Raw genomic sequence first — 21,372 nt, 5'->3', positions numbered from 1 at the left:
TCTGAGGAGCGGCATCTCCGTCTCCACAATTTCTCCACACTCTGGATAGGCGTTTGAGTTGGAGTTGATCATGCCGTCTGATCCACAAGACAGTCCCAGGCTCTTGCCGCAGCCCCGCGAGCATTCCATCTTTTTGCAACAAAAGGTCGATGCAGCCCGCGTGTCGGTATTAAAGGGACAGGGCCGCTATCATGATGCGGTAGAGGCTGATTTTGCGGCGCGGCGTTCCTGCATCGCTGAGCAAAGCTAGACCTTCTATGGCCCCTGCAATCAGCACGTTGAGCGGGGTGCGGCAGATGCCAGCCTTCGCTGGCATGACGATTATGTTGTTGTATTTAATTAGTTTTTTAGAAGGGGGCATTCTCATGCAGTGGAGAGCGATGGAACCAGCCGACATGGATGCGGTCAGCACGCTGTCCGATGCGGTGCATGGGCAATATACAGAGCCGCGTGCGGTCTATGCGGAACGGCGCGCGCTGTATCCGGCGGGGTGTTTCGTGCTGGCGGATGGCGCGGATATCGCCGGTTATCTGATCGCGCATCCCTGGCGGCATGAGGCGCCGCCGCCGCTGGGCGGGATGATCGAGGCCATTCCGGCGGATGCGGACTGTTTCTATCTGCACGATCTGGCGCTTTTGCGGGTCGCGCGCGGCACCGGGGCGGGCGGCACGGCGACGCGCATGGTGCTGGAACTGGCGAAGCAGGCGGGGCTTGGCGATGTCTTTCTGCTGGCGGTGGGCGGTGCCGATGTATTCTGGGCTTCGCGCGGATTTGCCGCCGTGGCGGATGCGCCGCTGGCTGCACGCCTGACCGCCGCCTATGGGCCGGACGTGCTGTATATGCACCGCCCGGCCAGGTGACTGGTCAGCCGATCAGGCCTCGCAAAGCGCGCGGGTGATCGCGCCTTCCAGATCCTGCTGTGAATAGGGTTTGCTCAGCTTGATCACCTCGATCCCGCTGTCGGTCGGCACCTCCCCATAACCGGTGGCCAGGATGATCGGCAGGTCGCGCTGTTCGGCCTTCAGCTGCATGGCAAGCTGCACCCCGGTCATATTGGGCATGGCCTGATCGGTGACAAGCAGATCCAGCCCCGGATGGGCGCGGCAGATGCCGAGCGCCTCCGCGCCGGAAGAGGCTTCCCACACCTGATGCCCCATGTCTTCCAGGAAGGCGGCCATGTTCATCAGGATCAGCGGATCATCATCCACCGCGAGGATCTTGAGCGGGCGATCGATTTGCGCGGCCGGGGTAGTGGCCAGCGCCGCAGTCGGTTCGACCGATACCGCCGCATCGGTTTCGCCTGCGGATGCGGGCAGCCACAGCGTGGCGGTGGTGCCCGTGCCGGCGGTGCTTTCCAGCGTGAAATTCCCCTCCAGCTGGCGGGCCAGGCCGTGGATCATCGACAGGCCCAGCCCGGTGCCCTTGCCCACGCCCTTGGTGGTGAAGAAGGGTTCGGTCGCGCGGGCCAGGGTTTCGGCATCCATGCCCGTTCCCTGATCGATCACGGCAATCCGCACATAGCGCCCCGGCGCCAGATCGGCGCATTCATCAAGGCCGATCATCTGGCTGTCCGCCTCCACCCGGATGCTGCCGCCATCGGGCGATGCATCGCGCGCATTCACCAGCAGGTTGATCAGCGCCATTTCGATCTGGTTGGGATCAGCAAGAATGAAAGGGACATCTGCCGGATAATGGAAATCGAGCGGCCAGGCCGGCCCGATCGTGCGCTGGGCCAGTTCCTTCAGCCCGGCCAGCAGGGCAGAGATTTCGACCCGTTCGGCGGTAAGATCCTGCCGCCGGGCGAAGGCGAGCATACGTTGGGTCAGTGCCGCGCCGCGGTCGGCACCCTGCTGCGCATTGTCGAGCAGGCGATGCATCGCGGGATCGGCTGGCAGGCGCTTGCCGAGCAGGGCCAGGCTGCTGGTGATCGCCATCAGCAGATTGTTGAAATCATGCGCGACACCACCGGTCAGCTGACCGATCGCTTCCATCTTCTGGCTCTGCCGCAGCGCTTCCTGCGCCACTTCCAGTTCCGCAGCCCGCGCCCTGGCTTCGCTCAGATCGCGTCCGACGGCGACGAAATTCTTCCCGTCCGGCTCCGGCGCGACCGTCCATTCAATATGCTTCCACTGCCCGTCCCGCGTGGCGATGCGGTTTTCGAACCGCGCTGGTTCTCCGCTGTCCGACATGCCCGCAATCGCCGCCAGCGTGGGCGCCATATCTTCGGGATGCATGAAGGTGGCATACCCACGGGTGAGCAGTTCCCCCTCCGTCCAGCCGAGCACCTGGGTCCAGGCCGGGCTGACGGCGGACATCATGCCGGTGAAATCGGCCCGCGCGAGCATATCCTGCGACAGGTTCCACAGCCGGTCCCGCTCTTCCCGGGCGCGTTCGATCGCGATGCGGACGCGTTCGCCGACATCCTGCACCAGCGCCTCTTCCGCCGGGGTCCAGATGCGCGGGGTGGCGTTCTGCACGGCCAGCAGCCCGACCCATTGGGTGTCTTCGAACAGCACGACATCGACGAAGGCGCCGACATCCCGCGAACCGAGCCCTGCCCGCGCCTCTGCACTGAGCCGTTCGTCGCCCTGCACATCGTACACCACCACCGGCGTGCCGACGCGATAGGCATTGAGCAAATCGGGCCCGAACGCTTCGAGCGAATGTTCGCCCACGATCGAGTCGACACCCTGGACGTGATCGCGTTCGACCGTCATCCGGCCATTGGCGATTTCGGCATAGAACACCCGGCTGGCATCCAGCTTTTCCCCCAGGCGCACGGCGGTAAGCGCCATGATTTCGGCAGGCGTGCTGAGCGGGCGCAGGTCTTCGGCCAGATCGAACAGAAACGTGGCCCGGCGTTCCGCCTGAACCCGATCGGTGGTGTCCGCCAGGAAACAGATGACCCCGGCCGGCTGCCCCTGATCATCGAGCACGGGCGAATAATCGAGATCCATCCATACCTGTTCGGGCTGGCCGTGACGGTGGAGCGTCAATTCCTGATCGCGGTAATGCAGCGTGCCGCCAGCCAGCCCCACCTGCATCACATGATCATTGAAATCGGCCACTTCAGGCCAGCCTTCGCGGACATTCGACCCGAGCAGATCGGGATGCCGCCCGCCCGAAAAGCCGGAATAGGCATCATTGTAGAGCATGACGCCCGCTTCACCCCAGAGCATGACGATCGGCACCTGGGAACGCAGCAGCAGGGCGGTGGCACAGCGCAGGCAGGCAGGCCATTGCGCTAGCGGGCCAAGCGGCGTCTGCGACCAGTCCTTCGCCGCGATCAGATCTGCACAATGGCCGCCACCCGCCAGAAAACCCGGCCTGGCTGCTTCGCCCTGACCATCATGCGGGCGCCCGTCGAACATCTTTGCATCATCCTGAAAGCGCGGCGCAAAAAGCACCGTCGAACGATCTCCCTAGCCGATGACGCTGGGTTGCGAAACTGGTGTGTGATGGGGGGGTGGTGGTGCGGCTGATCGGATGTTGCCGGGTAGTGGGTGATGCAGGCGTTGTGGCTGCCCTTCGACGGGCTCAGGGCGAACGGGTGAGAGGTGCTGGTTTAATCGGGAAAGGCCTTCGCCCCCTACCTTAACCTCCTGAAAAAGCACGTCGAAGGCCACGCGCTACGACCAAACCACGCGCAACACAGCTCTCCTCCCGCTTGCGGGAGGGGCCGGGGGTGGGCCTGGCCTGGTACAACCCAGCTAAACGCCTGACAGAACAATCCGGATAGAACCCTGACGGCAAACCCCCGCGATTCAACCCGCCGCAAAACCCTCCACCACAGCCGCATGGCGGCACGCGCATCGGGCCGCCCTTCTCTGGAAGAGGATGCCCCTCCATGCCGCGCGTTCCGCAATATCAACCGCATCAGGCCAGCCCGGTCGAAACCACCCCCGCCCGCCTGCGCACGACGGACAACAGTTTCGGTATCGCTGGCGGGATCGCCGCCGGCCTGCCCCGGCTGGCCCAGGCGCTGCAGGACCATGGCACCCGTGAGGAGGAGGAACTGCGCCGCGACGATGCCTATGCCCGCGATCTGGCGCTGGGACTGCAGCGCGACATCGGCAGCCTGGCGCGCGACTTCGCCGGGCTGAGCGGCAAGGCCGCCGCCGATGCGGGGGCGGAGGCCAAGGCCCGCATTCTGGCGCTGGAAAGCGCCGCGCTCGATCAGGCCAGCAGCCCGCGCATGCGAACCATGCTCGAAGAACTCAGCGCCGGCCCGCTGGCGCAGGCGCTGGATCTGGTGGCCAGTCATTCGCGGCGGGGCCTGCGGCAGATGGGCGGGGAAGCCGCCCGGGGCGAACGCGATCTGGCAATTGAGGGCGCCCTCGCCGCCCAGGCCGATCCGGCCGCCATGGCGCGGGCCCGGCGCCAGGTGATCGAGGCCAATGCCCGGCTGGCCGAAGCCGAGGAATGGGACGAGGCCCGCTTTGGCGAGGAGAATGCCCGAACCCTGTCGGATATGCACACGCGCATGGTGCGTGCGGTGCTGGACGATGGCGGCGATCTCGATCTGGCCGGCGCCTATTTCGAGGCAAACCGCGACGAGATGGCCCCACGCGACATCACCCTGACCGAAGCGGCGCTGCGCGGCCCGCGCGAACTGGCCGACACCGCCCGCGTGGTGGATGAGGCGATTGCGGCCAGCACCATCGAGCCCGGCGATACCGACGCCCCTTTCGATCTGACCGGCACGATCCGCCACATCAAGGCCCGCACCGATCTGAGCGAAGCCCAGCGGCAGAACGCCCTGGCCCAGGCCCGCAAGCGCCACAGCTTGGAACAGGCTGCGCTGAGCGAAAAGCATGAAGCCGGACGCAAGGCCTTCGACCGCTGGGCCGAACAGGCCGATTTCGACCGCGATCTCTATGTTCAGGATGGCGAGGTGCCGGCGAGCATTCTCTGGCAATTATCGCCAATAGAACAGGCCAATCTGGAAATGCTTCGCACCACAAACCTGGCACGGCTAAGCGATGATGAAGAGATTTACGCAAAGGAAGAATTTTTCGAACAGCAGCACAAATTGGCAGATCAGACCAATCAGACCGGCTGGGAAAGAGAATTCCAAAACTTGGCCCCGGGAAGGCCGTTCACTCTCTCATTTAAAGATCATATGCCAACAAATGGGCATTACCAACCAGAAGCGGCGTCTTTCGGCATTTCAGATGAGATGTCTGCCAATTTGGGCTCCCGCGGGAGGACATCCGGACGTCGAACGCCTGTTCGTCGGTCACAACCTACTCCGCCGGCGGTCGCGAACAGAACAGCTGCACCGCCAAATGCGAGGCCATCAACACCGTCAGAAAACCGTCCGCCCAGAAATACTGCCTCCGCACCGCCACGCTGGTCATCCCTTGATAATCTCATTTTCCGCGAAGTACAAAATTACAACCGGGAAAATGGGCTCGAAATAACAGACGAGAGAGCGGTTCCCTTCGATCTAATTCTTGCAATGGTTGCCGTCGAGGCCGGATATAACAAGAAAGCTTACCAGAAAGATCCAATGCAAGTTAACAATAATTTCTCTAATGACAGCACGGATTGGGTCGATGAAAAAGAAGCACTTGGACTAACAAGAGGTGTCCCCCCAGGTCAACAACTGAGCATTCGGGCTGGCATAAGATGGCTGGTCTACAAAGCATACCGCCATGATGATCTGGGCAGGCCAGTGGAATTTCGTGGCTGGCTCGAAGCGGCAGACCGCTATAACGGTGGAGGCAATCCGAGGTACCTTGAAAAGATTCGAGCGGCCCTGACTTCTATTCGTCAGGAGCGATATGCAGGAAGCAGACAATGAACATTCGTGCTGTATTTCTGGCATTTGCGTCCTGGCCATTGATCTCGGCTTCTCCGGCTCCTTCAGAGGAATGTCTGGGGGGTTTGCGAAATGAGTTGATCGCAGGTGACTTCAGCGGCCCTTTGGTCTGCTCATCTACAGACGCATCTTTTCGACTGGTCGGCAAGACTCCAGACAATCGATATTCCGTCTACGATTTCCGGTACCGTTACCTTCCGCTTCATGGGAATGTCATGCATGGCGGGCAAAGAATTCTAATATTTTCCGGACGTAGATATCTCGGCAACTACGCCTTATCCCCACCGCCGGCCAATCCAATCTCGTTAAGCGGGTTCAAGATTGTGGTCACTGCCCAAGAGGGTACCGAGCAATATCAGATCGATTTGTCCAAATCCCCCCCGCGAAGAGTTTTTGTAGATGGATACGTTCTGAGTTTTTTTCGATAACGACTGGCTGAGCCTGCCTCACAGCGCATTTTTGCAAAGTCTGATGTACCCTTATCTCCGATCGAGGCCTGCCAATCCATTGAGAAACGAGATAATCAACCTTGTCCGCGGTTACATGGATAGCGAATGACGGAAAACCCGAAAAGAAAATTTGCCTACGGCATTATTTTTGTCATCGCATTCCTGGTTCTTACACTAGAAATAACCGTATCATGCAGGCACGGCTTGTACGATTAATCGTCGGACATACTGACTGCAGACCCGGCCGAGTGCACACATATTCCTGGAAGCAAGCGATGCACACATTTGGCATTATACAGGTCCATATATCGATTAAAAAACGATATTGGCACGGTCAGAGACAACGTGCTTTTTGACGGAACGATCCAATGCTTCGATGCTCAGTTTATATGGGATCGATCGAATTACTGATTGCAAGGCAATGTGACCAAGACTTGCCAAAAGCTGGCGACATGGGAAAATGTGGCGCCCTCATCTCAATGCAGTTTTCATCAAATATCGATCTGCCGTCGCCGGGCATGCTGATCCAAACAACCTCAGACAACGCTAAACCATTGATGGATATATGCCATGCGGATCAAAATGAGAAAACCATTCATCTCCTTGATTGCCATGGCCATTACGCCTTTTATCAGCGCTTGCCAGGAAAGAGAGGTTTCTCACCCATTCTATCTCAACTATCGGGAGGATGGTGTGTGGCAACTGGTTACTTGCCTGGAAAAGGGCACCAGTTGTGCCGTGGATGGCTTACCACTGCCCCCGATTTACGCCGCTGGTGCGAACGACACTTACGTTACCGTTCAAAATCCCGAAGGCTATTATTACCTCCCCCGTGTACAGCATCGTGTGACAGGCTGGGATGGCAAGCCCGAGAGCATTGTCGGGCCGATACCCAAAACCGATTTCGAAATAGCCCAAAGGAAACTCGACCTGCCTGACCTCTCTGTCCGCCCGTGACCGCGCAGCGCTGTCTCAAACATACTTGGGAACAAAGGGCGATTGAGGTCCTCCGCAGCTGACGATCCATGCCCCTACAGCGGCCCCGCTGATCGCCGCGATCGTGACGAAACAATGGCAAGCTGAGCGGGGGCTTGTGACAAGCCAAAAGCCTGATTGCGGACATGCGCGGGATCGCCGAAATCAGACGAATGCAACATCGCCTCACCTGCCTCACCCTGTTTTTGCTGTCCGGTTGCGGGGCGAACAAGTGGGAACAGCAGGCCGTCGTTCCCTCGCCGGATCACACGCTGAAGGCTGCCGTCGAATACAAGGACGCCGCCGCGTGCTGCAGCGATCACAGCCGCCTCCGCCTCTCGGAAACATCCAAAGGCACATTGCGTGAAGATCCGGGGATCGTCGTGGAAGTGACGAATGCTCAGTTGGTGCCGCATTGGGAAAGCAACAACCGGCTGATCGTGGAGGGTTGCGGCGCCACCGAATATGAGGCGATCACGCGCATTTATCGTCAGGAAGCGACCCTGGCGGACGGCACTGAAAACGCGATCCGGATTGAGCTGATTTCCATTCCCGACACAATCCGCAATGGGGTGGCCTATTGCACCAAGGGGGGCGATTGATCAGGCAAGCGCGCAAAGCTGTCGCGCGGGTCTTTCACGGCACAACCCGTTGTTGATGCCGCTGGAAAGGGCCCGCCTCCTCCGTTGACGCTAAGTCACCGGGGTCATCACCGCCTTGCGAAAGGCCGGACGAGCGCACAGCCGGTCATACCATGCCGCCAGATGCGGCAGGTCAGGCCGCTCGATCGGCAGGGAGAACCATGCATAGGCGATAGCCCCCAGCGGCACATCGCCAATGCCCAGATCGTCGCCTGACAGATAGAGCGCGTCGGACAGCGCCTGATCCGCGATCCCCATCAAACCCTCGCATTGGTCCTGCCCGCGCCGCATCTCGGCGTCATTGCGCTGATCCGGGGCGCAGCGGACCATATTCCAGAACAGGTCGCGGAAGGGTGCGGCGAAGGCGAGCGAGGCCCAGTCCATCCACTTGTCGGCGCTCGCCCACCTGGCAGCATCGGCCGGCGCGAAGGGTTCGGCCCCATAGCGCCGGGCCAGATAACGCACGATCGCATTGGATTCCCACAACACCAGCTCGCCATCCTGCAGGCAGGGGACCAACCCATTGGGGTTCATCGCCAGATAATCGGCATCCTCGACAATCCCGAACGCACCGCCCGCAGGGATATGCGCATAGCGGATGCCGACTTCTTCGGCGCACCAGAGGACCTTGCGAACATTGGTCGAATTGCCACGTCCCCAGATCGTTATGCCATTTTCCATCGCCCGAAATCCTCCCGCCGCATGCTTGCAGCCTGCCTGGCAGAGCGCAACCGGGATTGCTCGCCATTTGGAGGGCAGTCGTTCATGGATCGTGACAACAATGCCTGGGGATCGAGGGAGGCCAGCACATGACACACCGCCTGCAGCACATCGCCCGCCTGCTTGCCGCCACCGCCATGGCGCTGCCGCTGGCCGTGCAGGCGGCGGAGGATGCGCCGCCGCTCTATCTCGAAACACCGGCCGGGCAGAAGCCGCGCGTGGTCATCACCGCCGATCCGGAACTCGACGATTCCAATTCGCTGGTGCGCTATCTGCTCTACAGCAATGATGTGCGGACGGAGGGGTTGATCTATGCCAGCAGCCAGTTCCACTGGACCGGCGACGGGCGCGGCACCACGCTGTCTGTGCCGGGGCGCGAATATACGCGGTTCGGGCTGGATCTGTGCCCCTGCACCAGCTGGCGCTGGGATCAGGGGGAACGCTTCATCGATGATGCCGTGGCCGCCTATGCCCAGGCCTGGCCCAATCTGATCGCGCATGATGCCGATTATCCCAGCCCGGTGGCGCTGAAATCGGTCATCCGCTGGGGCAATGTGCAGTTCGACGGCGAAATGGAGCGCGACACGCCCGGATCCGATCTGATCCGCGCGCTGCTGCTGGATGAAGAGGAAGCGCCGATCTATCTGCATGCCTGGGGCGGGCACAGCACCATTGCCCGGGCGCTGAAATCGATCGAGGAAGAGTTTGCCGGCACGCCACAATGGGCCGCCATCCGGGCCAAGGTGATCCGCAAGGCCATCATCCACCCTTCCGCCGATCAGGATGATACCTATGGCCGCTACATCCGCCCCAACTGGCCCGAAATCCGCTATCGCCAGGTCACCGGCGGCGTGCCGTTGTCCTACAATGCGCAAGGGGTGGTCAGCGAAGCGGATGCCGCCTTCTTCACCGCCGACTGGACGCGCGACAATGTCTCTTCACGCGGGCCGCTGGGCGCATTCTATCGCGTGTGGGGCGATGGCCGGCACATGGTGGCGGGCGATATCTTCGACTATTTCGGGGAGGCTGGCAAAACGGCCGAGCAGCTGCGCGCGGAAGGCTATATCGTCTGGACCCCGCCGCGCGGCACGGGGGAATTCCTGGGCGAAGGGGATACGCCGACCTTCCTGAACCTGATCGACAATGGGCTGGCCGGTTACCGCACGGACAGTTTCGGCGGCTGGGGCGGCGTGGAAAGCGCCCGCTACGTGCCCGGCTTCGCCAGCAGCGGGGAAGGATCGCCCGATGCCGTCGCCGCCGATCCGCAGGCGCGCGGCGCGCGCAGCCGGGCGCCGACCCATCCCTTCCTGGCCGCCGCGCAGAACGATCTGGCCGGGCGCTTCCGCTGGGCGACCACGCCCGATTATGCTGGCGCCAACCACAATCCGCGCGTGGAACTGACCGGCACCCCGCTGCGCAGCGCTCGCCCGGGCGAAACACTGGTGCTGGCGGCTACGGTCAGCGATCCCGATGGCGATGCCACGCAGTTGCGCTGGTGGCGGCACGATGCGGCGGACAGTTTTGCCGGCGATGTGCCGCTGACGCCCCGCGACAACAGGGTGACGCTGAGCATTCCGCGCGATGCGCAGCCCGGCGATACGATCCATCTGGTGGCCGAAGCGCGCGACGACGGCACGCCGCCGCTGACGCATTATGCGCGGGTGGTGATTACGGTCGCGCCCTGATCGGGATTACGCCACCTCTTACTCCACCCCGGCCCATTCCACCCAGGCGCCATGCGGATGCGCTTCGCCCAGCTGGCGCTGCTCCGCCCCGCCCGGCCAGTACCGCACGCCGATTTCGTGGCGGAATGTCTGGCGGTTGGTTTCCACGCTGATCCAGGCTAGCGGGCGTTCGGGCGTGGCCTGCGCCCCGGCCCGTTCCATCGCCGCCATGATGCCCGCGCGGGTCGCCTGCGGCAGATATTGCCACATCACGGTGTGGAACAGTACGCGGGTGACGCCGTCCGCCTGCGGCCGGGCCAGCTGTTCCGCCACGAAGGCGCCGGCATCCATCGCCACCACATCGGGCCGGCGTTTGGCGGCCAGGGCGATGGCCGCCTCCATTCGCTGCATCCGGTCGGTCGCGTCGGCCCAGATATAGGCCTTGAGCCGCAGGGCCTGCACCGGATCGGTGATGTCGATCGGCGCCACATCGCAACCGCGCAGGCCCGTTATCGCCACCTGCGCCGCCGGCGGCGGCGGGCCGCGCCATTCCGGCGCTATCCGCATCGGCGAATCCGCCGGGCCGGCGGTGAGCCCGCCCAGATCGTAGCGATAGCGATCCATCATGGTGTTGATCCCCGCGCTCGCGCCGATCTCCAGCATATCGAACTGCGGGCCCAGCCTGCCCGATAGCCACAGCAGCGCCGCCATCACCCCGGCCGATCGCCCGGCCTCATTGGTCTGCGGCGGACCATCGAGCCAGCCGAGCAGCAGATCGTCATGCCGCCGCGCCAGCCCGGCCACGATCGCATCAACCTGCGCCTGATCAGTAATGGTCCCGGCATAGACCGGCGCCAGCGCATCATCCGTGCCCGACAGATGCAGCCAGTGCAGCCCACCCGCAAGCCGCAGCGGCAGCGCGTCTTCCAGGCTCAGCCCTGGCCAGTTCCGCAGCCGTTCGGCCAGCTTCGTATCGGTATCCAGCACCGCCAATTCGGCGCGGATCACCCGGCCCGTGCGCGGCGCCCCGGCGCGTTCGGAATGGGCGGCCTGCCAGGCAATCGCTTCGGCCAGATCGGCGATTTCCATCACCGCGCCCGATCCGGTGCCGATGCCGGTTGTTGCCTGCCCATTTCCCTCAACCATCGCCGTTGCCCTTTTTGTCTGCGCTGCGTAATGCCCGCGGCATGACTGCCCTGCTTACAGCCCCCCTGACCTTTGCCGTGCCCAAGGGTCGCATTCTCGATGAAGCGCTGCCCGTGATGGCGCGCGCCGGGGTGGTGCCCGAAGCCGGCTTCCACGACAAGGGCAACCGCGCGCTCAGCTTCGACAGTGAAGACGGCGCCACCCGCATCATCCGCGTGCGCGCTTTCGATGTGGCCACCTTCGTGGCCTTCGGCGCGGCGCAGGCCGGTATCGTGGGTTCGGATGTGATCGAGGAATTCGACTATTCCGAACTCTACGCCCCGGTGGATCTGGATATCGGGCATTGCCGCCTGTCGGTGGCCGAACCGGTGCAGCCGATCCAGGGCGGCAGCAGCAGCCACATGCGCGTGGCCACCAAATATCCCAACATCACCAAGCGCTGGTTCGAAAAACAGGGCATTCAGGCCGAATGCGTGAAGCTGAACGGCGCGATGGAACTGGCCCCCTCGCTCGGGCTCAGCCTGCGGATCGTCGATCTGGTCTCCACCGGGCGCACGCTGAAGGATAATGGCCTGGTCGAAACCGACCAGATCATGCCGATCTCCGCCCGGCTGATCGTCAACCGTGCCGCGCTCAAGACCGATCCCCGCGTGGGCGCGCTGGTCGAACGGTTCCGCGCGCAAAGCGGGAAGGACACCGCCTGATGCTGCGCCTTTCGACCGACAAGCCCGATTTTGAGGCGAAGTTCGCCCGGCTGGTCAATGATCGCCGCGAAAGCGTGTCCGACGTCGCCAGCACCGTGGCTGATATCCTCGCCCGCGTGCGCGCCCGGGGGGATGAGGCGGTGGCCGAATACACTGCCCGGTTCGACAAATACACGCTCGCCGACGATGGCGACTGGCGCATCACGGCCACGCAATGCCGCGATGCCTATGACGCGCTGGAACCGGCCCTGCGCGATGCGCTGGAACTCGCCGCCGCGCGCATCCGCGCCTATCACGAAGATCAGCTGCCCAAGGATCGCGACTTTACCGACGCAGCCGGCGTGCGCCTCGGCGCGCGCTGGGGCGCGGTCGATGCCGCCGGGCTCTACGTCCCGGGCGGTCGCGCGTCATACCCATCATCGCTGCTGATGAACGCGATTCCGGCCAAGGTCGCCGGGGTCCGCCGGCTGGTCGTGACCACCCCCACGCCCAAGGGTGAAAGCAATCCGCTGGTGCTCGCTGCCGCGCATGTCGCCGGGGTGGACGAGATCTGGCGCATCGGCGGCGCGCAGGCCATCGCCGCGCTCGCCTATGGCACGAAGCAGATTGCCCCGGTCGATGTCATCACCGGTCCGGGCAATGACTATGTGGCAGAGGCCAAGCGCCAGCTGTTCGGCGTGGTCGGCATCGACATGGTCGCCGGCCCCAGCGAAATCCTGGTCATCGCCGATGGCCAGAACGATCCCGACTGGATCGCCGCCGATCTGCTGAGCCAGGCCGAACATGATCCCGCCGCGCAATCGATCCTGATCACCGATGATGCCCGCTTCGGCGAACAGGTCGAAGACCGGGTCGATGTGCAATGCTCGATGCTCAGCACAGAAAAATCCGCCCGCGCCAGCTGGGACAAGCATGGCGTGATCATCGTGGTGAAGGATCTGGCCGAAGCGCCCGCGCTCGCCAATCGTCTGGCCGCCGAACATGTCGAACTCGCGGTCGATGATCCGGAGCCGCTGTTCAACCAGCTGCGCCATGCCGGCAGCGTGTTCCTGGGCCGCCACACGCCTGAGGCCATCGGCGATTACGTCGCCGGGCCCAACCACGTGCTGCCCACCGGCCGCCGTGCCCGTTTTTCCAGCGGCCTGTCTGTGCTCGATTTCATGAAGCGCACCAGCTTCATCCAGATGGACCCGCAATCGCTGGCAACAATCGGCCCTGCCGCCATTGCCCTGGCGCAGGCCGAAGGCCTGCCCGCCCATGCCAAATCCGTGGAACTGCGCCTGTCATGACCAATACCAACCGTTCGCAGGCCCGCTCGGCCGCCCGCCTCGCCGCCGTGCAGGCGCTCTATCAGCGGCACATGGAATCCACCCCGCTCGCGCGCCTGCTGGATGAATTCCACATGCACCGCCTGGGCCGCGAGATCGACGAGGCGCGCTATGCCGCGGCAGAGGTCGATTTCTTCGACGACATCGTCGCCGGCTATGATGCGCGCGCGGATGAAATCGACGCCGTGCTGCAGAGCAAGCTCGCCGAAGGCTGGACGCTGGCCCGGCTGGACAAGACCATGCTGCAGATCCTGCGCGCCGGCGCCTATGAGCTGATCGCCCGGCCTGACGTGCCCGTCGGCACCGCGATCAGCGAATATGTCGACGTGGCGCATGCCTTCTTCGACGAACGGGAAGCCAAATTCGTGAACGGCGTGCTTGACGCCGTGGCCAAGGCCGTCCGTAAATAAGCATAAGTCCATCGGCGCCATCAGGGGGTGGTGCCGGCGGAACAATCCTTGCAGCCATTGCGCTGCGGGGCGGACAACAGGGGGATGGGACGATGCCGGACGAAGCCGGATTCATCGGGATGCTGCGCGCGATCGCGCATGATCCGGCCGCGCGCGGGCTGGCGGATGATGCCGCCGTGCTGCCGCTGGGCGATACCACACTGGTGCTGACGCATGACATGCTGGTCGATGGCGTGCATGTGCTGCCCGGCGCCGATCCGGCCGATGTCGCCTGGAAACTTGTCGCCACCAATATCTCGGACCTCGCGGCCAAGGGTGCCGAACCGGTCGGCGTGCTGCTCGGCTATATGCTGGGGGATAACGATGCCCGCTTTGCCGATGGGCTGCTGCAGGTGCTCGATCATTACGGCGTGCCGCTGCTGGGTGGGGATACCGTCTCCGGCGGTCCGCCGCGCAGCTATGGGCTGACCGCCATCGGCCGCGCCACCCACACCCCCGTCCCCGCGCGCAACGGGGCGCAGCCGGGGGATCGGCTGTGGCTCACCGGCGAAATGGGCGCCGCCATGCTCGGCTTCGAAGCGCTGCGCGATGGGACAGCCGCAGACAGCACCGCCTACCGCCGCCCACTCGCCCGCCTGCCCGAAGGGCTCGCGCTCGCCCCGCTGGTTACCGCGATGATGGATGTGTCCGATGGCCTGCTGCTTGATGCCTGGCGCCTGGCGGAGGCGAGCGGCGTCACCTTGGCCATCGACGGCCCCGCCGTGCCCATCGCCACGCCCGAACACCGCCGGTTCGACGCGCTGCGCTGGGGCGATGATTACGAACTGCTCTTCACCCTGCCCGCCGACACCGAACCGCCCGTGCCCGCAAGCTGCATCGGCGCGATCGAACAGCGCGGCTTCGCACCGCTGTTTCTGGACGGCAATCCGGTGCTGAGCGACGCTGGCCTGGGGTGGCAACATGCGGTCGTGGCGCCCCCTGAACCCCACTCAACTTGACCACCCGCCCACCATCGGCAATCCCGGCCCCACCGATCACGATCAGCAGGCCGCATGCCCATGGATGAGACTTTCACCGCCTTCCTCACCCGATCCTATCGCATCGAATGGGGTCACTGCGATCCGGCGGGCATCGTCTATGCCCCGCGCTTCCTCGAAATGTTCGGCGAAAGCACGATCATCCTGTTCGAACAGGCGCTGGGCATGCGCAAGCGGGACATGCTGCAGCAGGCCGGCGTGGTCGGCTTCCCGATGGTCGATCTGACCGCGCAATTCGCCCGCCCCGCCGCCTATGGCGACATGGTCACGCTGGAGGTCGCCGCCCCGCACTTCGGCAACAGCAGCTTCACGGTCGCTCACCGGCTGCTGAAGGATGGCCAGCTCTGCGTCGCGGCCACGGAAAAGCGGGTCTGGACCGTGGCCGATCCCACCCGCCCCGGCGGCCTGCGCGCGGAACGCGTGCCAGACAGCATCCGCGCCAAATTCCTTCCGCAAGGCTGAGGCAGGCACCTTTGTAGAGAGCAAGCGCCCCCTCACAAACACCGCCTCACCGTCATGCCGGACTTGATCCGGCATCCATCGGGCCACAAGCTCAGGTTCCCGCAGGGTTGGACCGTGTCGGCCCCAAGGATGCCAAACTGCGTGACGCCGGCTCAGCGGCCGGCATCACGCGGTAGGCAATATGTCAGAGCGCCTTCAACCCCAGCAGCTCCCGCGATTCCGCCGCCGACATCGGCTCAATCCCCAGCTCGGTCATGATCCGCACCTGGCGTTCCACCAGCATCAGATTGTCCGCCTTCACGCCCTTGGCGTAATAGTGATTGTCTTCCAGCCCCACGCGCACATGCCCGCCCAGCAGCAGCGCCTGGGTGGTTGCCGGCAATTGCGCCGGGCCGATCCCGGAAATGCACCAGATCGATTGCGGCGGCAGGCATTTCACCATGAAATCCAGCACATCATGCGAATAGGGCATCGCCCCCTGGAAACCCTTGTCCCCGCCCAGCACCAGGTTGAAATAATAGGGCGGCTTGTCATAGCCCTTCTGGATCAGGCGCGTGGCATCCTGCAGGATGTGTTCGGGGCTGAACACTTCCCATTCCGGCTTGATCCCCTTGTCGGTCATCCGCTTGACCAGCGTTTCGCAGCGGGTCGGGCTGGTGATCACCACCACTTCGCGTTCCGGGTTCACGGTATCGACCACGGTCACCCCGTCGAAGGTGCACATTTCCGCGCCCACCCCGTCGCATCCGCGCAGCCGTTCCTCGAAATCGCTTTCGAACAGGCCATCGGGCCGTTCGATCAGCATATCGCCCGAATTGCCGCCGCCGGTGGAATTGTTGATGATGATATCGCTATGTTCGCGAATGCGGGCGTTGATATCGCTGTAGATATCGGGATTGCAGGTCGCCTGGTCATCCGGCCGCCGCGCATGCACGGCCACCACCGCCGCCCCGGCCCTGGCGCAGGCCACCACCACATCGGCAATCTCCTGCGGCTGCGTCGGCAGCGCCGGATTGGCGCTTTTCATCGACATGCCGCCCGTAGGGGCAATGGTCAGGATACGGCGGTCGCTCATGGTCATCCTCTCGCAATAGGCAAACTGCCGCCCGGCGCCTCCATGCGGCCCGGGCTCTGGCTGAACACCTGATCATCCAAGCGCGCCCGAACATCAACAGGTGATGCCACTTTTGCGACGGGTCGGCAGGTTCTGCCGCCAGGGCCAGCTTTATCGGCGGGAAAATCCGTCCGCCGTCACGACAAAATCGCGCATGTCATTGCCGGTGATCAGCCTGACATCATCCCACACCGCGTCAGACATCTCCCGCATCGCGGCGGGCGATCGCGATCGTGCGCTCGCTTCCTGCAGCCACAGCGCCGATACGATCAGCCGCATCTCGGCCTCCTGCTGCCGCCGCACATCGCTCTGCCGCGCCAGCGGGGTGGATGGCAGGGTGCGGTTCACATGCCGGTAAATGGCGGCATTCTGTTCGGGCGTCAGCCGCGCCCCATTCGCCAGTTCCCACCCCACCGCCAGGAACAGTGCCGTCGCGCCATCGACCGAATGCTCGGAAAAACCGCGCCGGGCCAGTTCCTGCCGATAGATCGACCGCGTGCCGGCCGACCGGACGAGAGCAGAGGGATCCTCCATCGTGAAGGGCAGCGACACCATCTCCGCCAGCCGCGGCGCCAGTGCCTCTTCGATCTGGTCCGTCACTGCGGCAGACCGCACGAAGGTCAGTTCGCCCGACTGATCCTGCCGGCGGCTCCGTTCCGGCGTAGACCGCCGCTCGGAATCGCTGCTCCGCGACGCCGCCTCGGCATTGCGCAGCGCCAGCTGGCCCAGAATGCCATTCCCCCAGATGCCGATATTCACATATTCCGCCTGCGCAGCAGAGGGAAAAGCCACTACAGCCGCCAAAGCGAGCGCCATTTTCCGCATGCGATCTTCTCCTCTACGTCGATCCGGGTCGTAAGGAGACTATCACGCGAGAAGAGCCTGTCACCGCAGGCCGGCTCGGTTCACCCGCCTTTTGTATCATCCTGCCTGCTTGGCGGAGAGGCTGAGGCGGATCGTTTGGCGTGACGGGCTTAGCCCGGACTTCGCGCTTCCCGAGAAGAAGCGCACAAAGAAAGCGAACCGCACAAGGACGCCAGGGCCAATCGAGGAACACGGCCCGCATAGGCCCGACCTCGCGAGTGATCTGGCTTTCGGACCGCTGCGCCGACTGGATTCCCGCCTTCGCGGGAATGGCGAGTGGGCAATTGTTCTAGTTCGCCATTCCCGCGCAGGCGGGAATCCAGCAACAAGCTCTCGAAAGTCGAGCCTTTATCGGCAACGCAGGGCGTCTAATTCATCACCGCAAGCTGGCGCCAATTTCGCAAAGCACTTCCTGCGTTCCGTTGGATTAACATCACGACGCCACAAAAGTCACAGCCTCAATCTTGTTCCCATCCGGATCCCGCACAAAAGCCGCGTAATAGTTCGCGTCATACTCCGGCCGCAAGCCCGGCGGTCCCTCGCAAACCCCGCCTTGCGCCAGCGCTGCGGCATGAAACGCATCAACCGCGCTGCGCGCCTCCACCTCGAAGGCCAGATGCACGCCATTGCCAGCGGACGCCGGCTTTCCATCAGCCGGAATATTCAGGCTGAACACGGTAATGCCCGCGCCATAGCCAACCGCGTCCTCGACATCGAGCGTGCGGCGCAAACCGAGTTCGCGCATGACCAGATCGTAAAAGGCGCGCGCCCGGTTCAGGTCAGCGGTTCCGAGGGAGACATGGTGCAGCATGCCCATGGAAATACCTCAGGAGAAGAAGGTTCCTCTCTGGCTGCTGTAAGCGTCCGGCCTTCGGCGTGTTGCGCGTTCCTGCTCCGTTGGCGAGGGAGAGCCGATAAGAGTCTCCTTCTGGACTCCATAAGGAGATCAGGAGATGGGCCGGATCGAGGTCATCACCCGCACGGAGCGCCGCCGTAAATATTCCCCTGCCGAACGGGCCGCGATCATGCGGGAAGCGGACGCGCCGGATGTCACTGTGCGAGAGGTGGCGAAGCGGCACGATATAGCGGAGAGCCTGATCTACAGCTGGCGGACAGCGCGACGGCAGGCGGAGAAGATCGCCAGTGAGCCATTGGCCTTCATACATACGGGGCCGTGCCGGAAGGCAATCTTGTTGCCGTCGCACCGGCACCGCCGCCTTTCCAGCCCCAGCCCGTCCCCACGATGCCAGTGATGGAAGAGCTAACCCGTCCGCATCCCGGCGCACGGCCCGGCGAGATCGGCATCGACTTGCCCAGCGGCGTGCGCCTGTGGGTGGACAGTTATGTGAACGAGAAGGCGCTGGCCCGCGTGCTACGAGCCTTGCGGGATATTTCATGATCTCACTGGCCCCGGGTACGAAGGTATATCTCGCGAGCAAGCCGGTCAGCATGCGCCTTGGGTTCGACGGATTGGCGGCGTTGGTGCGACCGCTGTTTTCGGTCGAACCCTATTGCGGTCATGTCTTCCTGTTCCGCAGCAAGAGCGGCACTTATCTCAAGGCCCTCCACTGGGACGGCTCGGGCATATGCCTGTTCGCCAAGCGTCTGGAGCGGCATCGTTTCGTATGGCCGCCGCTTGTCGAGGGCGGCGTGGTGCTGACCCCGGCACAATTTGCACTGCTGATCGAGGCGATGGACTGGCGGCGGACCATCGCCCCGGAAGCGCCGCGTCTGCCCGTGCAGATGTAAGGGACAAAGTGACGTAAAACCGGGCATTTTCCTTGGTCTGCATGGGCCATTTTGCTATGGGGAACCGTGTCTGCCGACGAGTTAAACCTTCCTGCCGATCCCGATGCATTGCGCGCGCTTTTCGCCGATATGCAGGCGCGTATCGCGGCCTCGGAACAGGCACCGGCTCCATCCTTGCCGATCCCGCGTGGTCGCGCCGGTCCCAACCTGCTCGCCCATGTCGTCGTGTCGAAGTTCGCCGACCATCTGCCGCTCTACCGGCAGTCGCGTATCTATGCGCGTGAAGGCGTTGATCTCAGTCGCTCGACTCTGGCTGACTGGATGGGACAGGTCAGCTGGCTGTTGCAGCCGCTGGTCGATCGTATCGCCGATCATATCATCGCCAGCCCCAAGCTTCATGCCGACGATACGCCCGTACCAGTTCTGGCGCCGGGGACGGGCAAGACCGCGACGGGGCGACCATGGATTTATTTGCGCGACAACCGACGATGGCGACCCAGCGACAGACCGGCGGCGCTATTTCGCTACAGCCCGGATCGCAAGGGCGAGCATCCGCGCGAGCACCTCAAGACATTTGCGGGCTTCCTGCAGGCGGATGCCTATGCCGGGTTCGAACGGCTCTACGCGCCTGATCGTCAACCGGGGCTGATAACGCCTGTCGCCTGCTGGGCGCATGCGCGGCGCAAGCTGCACGACGTCTACAAGGCCGACCCGCATTCCGTCGCCGCCGAAGGGCTGAAGCTCATCCGCGCGCTATACGATGTCGAGCGTAGCATCGCCTGCGATCCTGCCGATGACCGGCGCAAGGCACGCAAGCTGTCCAGATTGCGGGCGCTGGATTTTTTCGCATGGGCCGATGGCGTGCTGGCGCAGATTTCCGCGCGATCACCGCTGGCCGAGGCGCTGCGCTATGCCGTGAAGCTCAAGCCTCAGTTGCTTGCCTATACCGAGGATAGGCGGCTTGAGGTCGACAACAACCTCGCCGAGAATGCCCTGCGCGGTATCGCGGTAGGCCGAAAGAACTGGCTTTTCGCGGGTGCCGACTGTGGCGGGGAGAGAGCTGCTGCCATCTACTCCTTGCTGGAGACGGCCAAGCTTAACGATTTGAACCCGCAGGTTTGGCTCGCCGATGTGCTCGACCGGATCGGTAACGGCCATCCCATCAATCGGATCGACGAACTGCTCCCGTGGAACTGGCAGACATAAGCACCCGATTTCGACGAGACGCACATATTCAGTCGATAATCAGCCGGGTATCTTCCACGGCTACGCTCTCGATTATGCCATTGTCCTTGAAGTGTACGTTGAGCGTCCATCGATCCTCGATCTGTGTCGATCGCTCCGGCATTTTTGGAAATTGGATAGACAGGCAGTTCGGGAATTTCGCGTCAAAACAATCGCCCACCTCAATGATTGCCCGTGGATTGATAGACGCGACGCTCTTGCGGACGTCAGCCTGACACAGCGGCTTCTCTCTTTCGGAACTAGGGTAAGGCGTACAGCGAAGTTCGAAGGGTAAACCGAGAGGCTGTCTTGCGGTCGCAATTACGGCGTCAGCCAGACGTGCCGCCAAATACGCTTGTCCAGATTTTGCTGAGTACCACATATCCATATCTGAGCGTTTTCGACATGCCTGAAGCAGGCGAGATTTATAGTCGCTCGAAGGTGGGCCGGGCACTGGAGCAACGCTGCCTGCAATGGCGTAAACATTATCGCGCCACTCACCGTCTGCCGCTTTCACTTCGCCACCTCCTTCGGAGGTGCTGCCGATCTGGAAGCGGCGAGCCATACAGATGCCTGTGCCAGGTCCCGGTTCTGGCGGGGTGAAAAAATCATTCACATTCACACCTGACCGCAGGGAGTCCCAGCCATGCCCCACGAACGTGGCTATGCGCTTGCCGATCAACTGGTCGGCGAACTTCTGAACGCCGATGCCGCCGGTCGGATCGAATGGTCGGCCGTCGCTTTCTGGCGGAGAGTATGGGTACTGAGGACCCCAAAGATTATCTGGCTTCAAATCAATGAAGCCCGGCGCCGAGCTATACGAAAGCTGCTGTTCGCCGCAGCCCGCTAACAACAGACCAGCTGTAAATAAGTGCGCCCCTCGCAGGCGGTTGGCGCTCATTCTTATCCCTTCCCAAAAACTTAAGTCCGAATGCAAACTGTCCTAAAATGCAAACGGCTGCAACAACCTGAGCGATCACCAGCTTCGTCCGTCAACGGCACTGACCGGACCCTTATTGGCTGCTAACCAACTTTAAACCCACCGCGCCTGATCAACGTAA

The 21,372-nt window shown here is 63.0% G+C and carries 21 protein-coding genes and 1 pseudogene; 14 read left to right on the top strand and 8 right to left on the bottom strand.

Annotation, left to right across the window (positions count from 1 at the left end):
• Positions 1–169 precede the first annotated feature (169 nt).
• Complete coding sequence (locus tag GRI97_RS06045) at positions 170–397, bottom strand: hypothetical protein (RefSeq protein WP_235917621.1); 228 nt, start codon at positions 395–397, stop codon at positions 170–172.
• On the opposite strand from GRI97_RS06045, the gene GRI97_RS06040 reads away from it, so the two are divergent.
• Entirely contained in the window at positions 381–860 is a 480-nt protein-coding gene (locus GRI97_RS06040; RefSeq protein WP_235917620.1) for a GNAT family N-acetyltransferase, read from the top strand. The genes GRI97_RS06045 and GRI97_RS06040 overlap by 17 nt on opposite strands.
• A 12-nt stretch (positions 861–872) precedes the next feature.
• Here the strand turns inward: GRI97_RS06040 and GRI97_RS06035 are convergent, their stop codons facing one another.
• Complete coding sequence (locus tag GRI97_RS06035) at positions 873–3,371, bottom strand: PAS domain S-box protein (protein WP_161390172.1); 2,499 nt, start codon at positions 3,369–3,371, stop codon at positions 873–875.
• 476 nt (positions 3,372–3,847) lie between these two features.
• Here GRI97_RS06035 and GRI97_RS06030 point away from each other — a divergent pair, with 476 nt between their 5' ends.
• The 3 genes from GRI97_RS06030 (at position 3,848) to GRI97_RS06020 (ending at position 7,850) form a co-directional block, all read left to right on the top strand.
• A complete protein-coding gene (locus tag GRI97_RS06030; protein ID WP_161390171.1) occupies positions 3,848–5,806 on the top strand; it encodes a hypothetical protein in 1,959 nt (652 codons plus the stop codon).
• Between the two features lie 1,037 nt (positions 5,807–6,843).
• Entirely contained in the window at positions 6,844–7,230 is a 387-nt protein-coding gene (locus GRI97_RS06025) for a hypothetical protein (RefSeq protein ID WP_161390170.1), read from the top strand.
• 164 nt (positions 7,231–7,394) lie between these two features.
• Positions 7,395–7,850 (top strand): hypothetical protein, encoded by a 456-nt coding sequence (locus GRI97_RS06020; RefSeq protein WP_161390169.1) that lies wholly within the window; start codon positions 7,395–7,397, stop codon positions 7,848–7,850.
• Positions 7,851–7,940: 90 nt separating this feature from the next.
• Here GRI97_RS06020 and GRI97_RS06015 read toward each other — a convergent pair whose 3' ends face one another.
• Positions 7,941–8,570, bottom strand: a complete 630-nt coding sequence (locus GRI97_RS06015; RefSeq protein ID WP_161390168.1) for a glutathione S-transferase family protein — start codon at positions 8,568–8,570, stop codon at positions 7,941–7,943.
• Between the two features lie 128 nt (positions 8,571–8,698).
• Between GRI97_RS06015 and GRI97_RS06010 the strand changes: the two genes are divergently transcribed.
• Positions 8,699–10,294 carry a nucleoside hydrolase-like domain-containing protein gene (locus tag GRI97_RS06010; RefSeq protein ID WP_202392591.1) on the top strand — a complete coding sequence of 532 codons (1,596 nt, stop codon included), beginning with the start codon at positions 8,699–8,701 and terminating at the stop codon, positions 10,292–10,294.
• Between the two features lie 18 nt (positions 10,295–10,312).
• Here the strand turns inward: GRI97_RS06010 and GRI97_RS06005 are convergent, their stop codons facing one another.
• Entirely contained in the window at positions 10,313–11,419 is a 1,107-nt protein-coding gene (locus tag GRI97_RS06005; RefSeq protein WP_235917619.1) for a DUF2332 domain-containing protein, read from the bottom strand.
• A 41-nt stretch (positions 11,420–11,460) separates the two neighbouring features.
• Here GRI97_RS06005 and hisG point away from each other — a divergent pair, with 41 nt between their 5' ends.
• The 5 genes from hisG (at position 11,461) to GRI97_RS05980 (ending at position 15,360) form a co-directional block, all read left to right on the top strand.
• Complete coding sequence (gene hisG / locus GRI97_RS06000) at positions 11,461–12,123, top strand: ATP phosphoribosyltransferase (protein ID WP_161390167.1); 663 nt, start codon at positions 11,461–11,463, stop codon at positions 12,121–12,123.
• Positions 12,123–13,412, top strand: coding sequence for a histidinol dehydrogenase (gene hisD / locus GRI97_RS05995; RefSeq protein WP_161390166.1), 1,290 nt, complete (start codon positions 12,123–12,125; stop codon positions 13,410–13,412). Before hisG ends, hisD begins: the two co-directional genes overlap by 1 nt.
• A complete protein-coding gene (nusB, locus tag GRI97_RS05990) occupies positions 13,409–13,861 on the top strand; it encodes a transcription antitermination factor NusB (protein WP_161390165.1) in 453 nt (150 codons plus the stop codon). Before hisD ends, nusB begins: the two co-directional genes overlap by 4 nt.
• Before the next feature lie 92 nt (positions 13,862–13,953).
• On the top strand, positions 13,954–14,859 hold the full coding sequence (gene thiL / locus GRI97_RS05985; protein ID WP_161390164.1) for a thiamine-phosphate kinase: 906 nt from the start codon (positions 13,954–13,956) through the stop codon (positions 14,857–14,859).
• Positions 14,860–14,919: 60 nt separating this feature from the next.
• The gene (locus GRI97_RS05980; RefSeq protein ID WP_161390163.1) at positions 14,920–15,360 is read left to right on the top strand and encodes an acyl-CoA thioesterase; all 441 of its coding nucleotides are present in this window, start codon (positions 14,920–14,922) and stop codon (positions 15,358–15,360) included.
• Positions 15,361–15,544: 184 nt separating this feature from the next.
• Here GRI97_RS05980 and GRI97_RS05975 read toward each other — a convergent pair whose 3' ends face one another.
• The 3 genes from GRI97_RS05975 to GRI97_RS05965 form a co-directional block, all read right to left on the bottom strand.
• Positions 15,545–16,435, bottom strand: a complete 891-nt coding sequence (locus tag GRI97_RS05975) for a BKACE family enzyme (protein ID WP_161390162.1) — start codon at positions 16,433–16,435, stop codon at positions 15,545–15,547.
• A gap of 150 nt (positions 16,436–16,585) precedes the next feature.
• Entirely contained in the window at positions 16,586–17,299 is a 714-nt protein-coding gene (locus GRI97_RS05970) for a DUF6683 family protein (RefSeq protein WP_161390161.1), read from the bottom strand.
• A 472-nt stretch (positions 17,300–17,771) separates the two neighbouring features.
• A complete protein-coding gene (locus GRI97_RS05965; protein ID WP_235917618.1) occupies positions 17,772–18,155 on the bottom strand; it encodes a VOC family protein in 384 nt (127 codons plus the stop codon).
• Between the two features lie 136 nt (positions 18,156–18,291).
• On the opposite strand from GRI97_RS05965, the gene GRI97_RS18560 reads away from it, so the two are divergent.
• The 4 genes and pseudogenes from GRI97_RS18560 to tnpC form a co-directional block, all read left to right on the top strand.
• Entirely contained in the window at positions 18,292–18,591 is a 300-nt protein-coding gene (locus GRI97_RS18560) for a transposase (RefSeq protein ID WP_328598501.1), read from the top strand.
• Positions 18,591–18,737, top strand: a complete 147-nt coding sequence (locus tag GRI97_RS18555) for a hypothetical protein (protein ID WP_235917617.1) — start codon at positions 18,591–18,593, stop codon at positions 18,735–18,737. The genes GRI97_RS18560 and GRI97_RS18555 overlap by 1 nt, the downstream gene beginning before the upstream one ends.
• The gene (tnpB, locus tag GRI97_RS05955) at positions 18,734–19,087 is read left to right on the top strand and encodes an IS66 family insertion sequence element accessory protein TnpB (RefSeq protein ID WP_161390160.1); all 354 of its coding nucleotides are present in this window, start codon (positions 18,734–18,736) and stop codon (positions 19,085–19,087) included. Before GRI97_RS18555 ends, tnpB begins: the two co-directional genes overlap by 4 nt.
• A gap of 156 nt (positions 19,088–19,243) precedes the next feature.
• Positions 19,244–20,293, top strand: a pseudogene (gene tnpC, locus GRI97_RS05950) (IS66 family transposase); the annotation flags it as partial.
• 28 nt (positions 20,294–20,321) lie between these two features.
• Here tnpC and GRI97_RS05945 read toward each other — a convergent pair.
• A complete protein-coding gene (locus GRI97_RS05945; RefSeq protein ID WP_161390159.1) occupies positions 20,322–21,212 on the bottom strand; it encodes a hypothetical protein in 891 nt (296 codons plus the stop codon).
• Positions 21,213–21,372 lie beyond the last annotated feature (160 nt).

The organism is Croceibacterium xixiisoli (genome assembly GCF_009827305.1).
GTDB classification, from domain to species: Bacteria; Pseudomonadota; Alphaproteobacteria; order Sphingomonadales; family Sphingomonadaceae; genus Croceibacterium_C; species Croceibacterium_C xixiisoli.
This window is presented reverse-complemented; position numbering and strand designations above follow the sequence as displayed.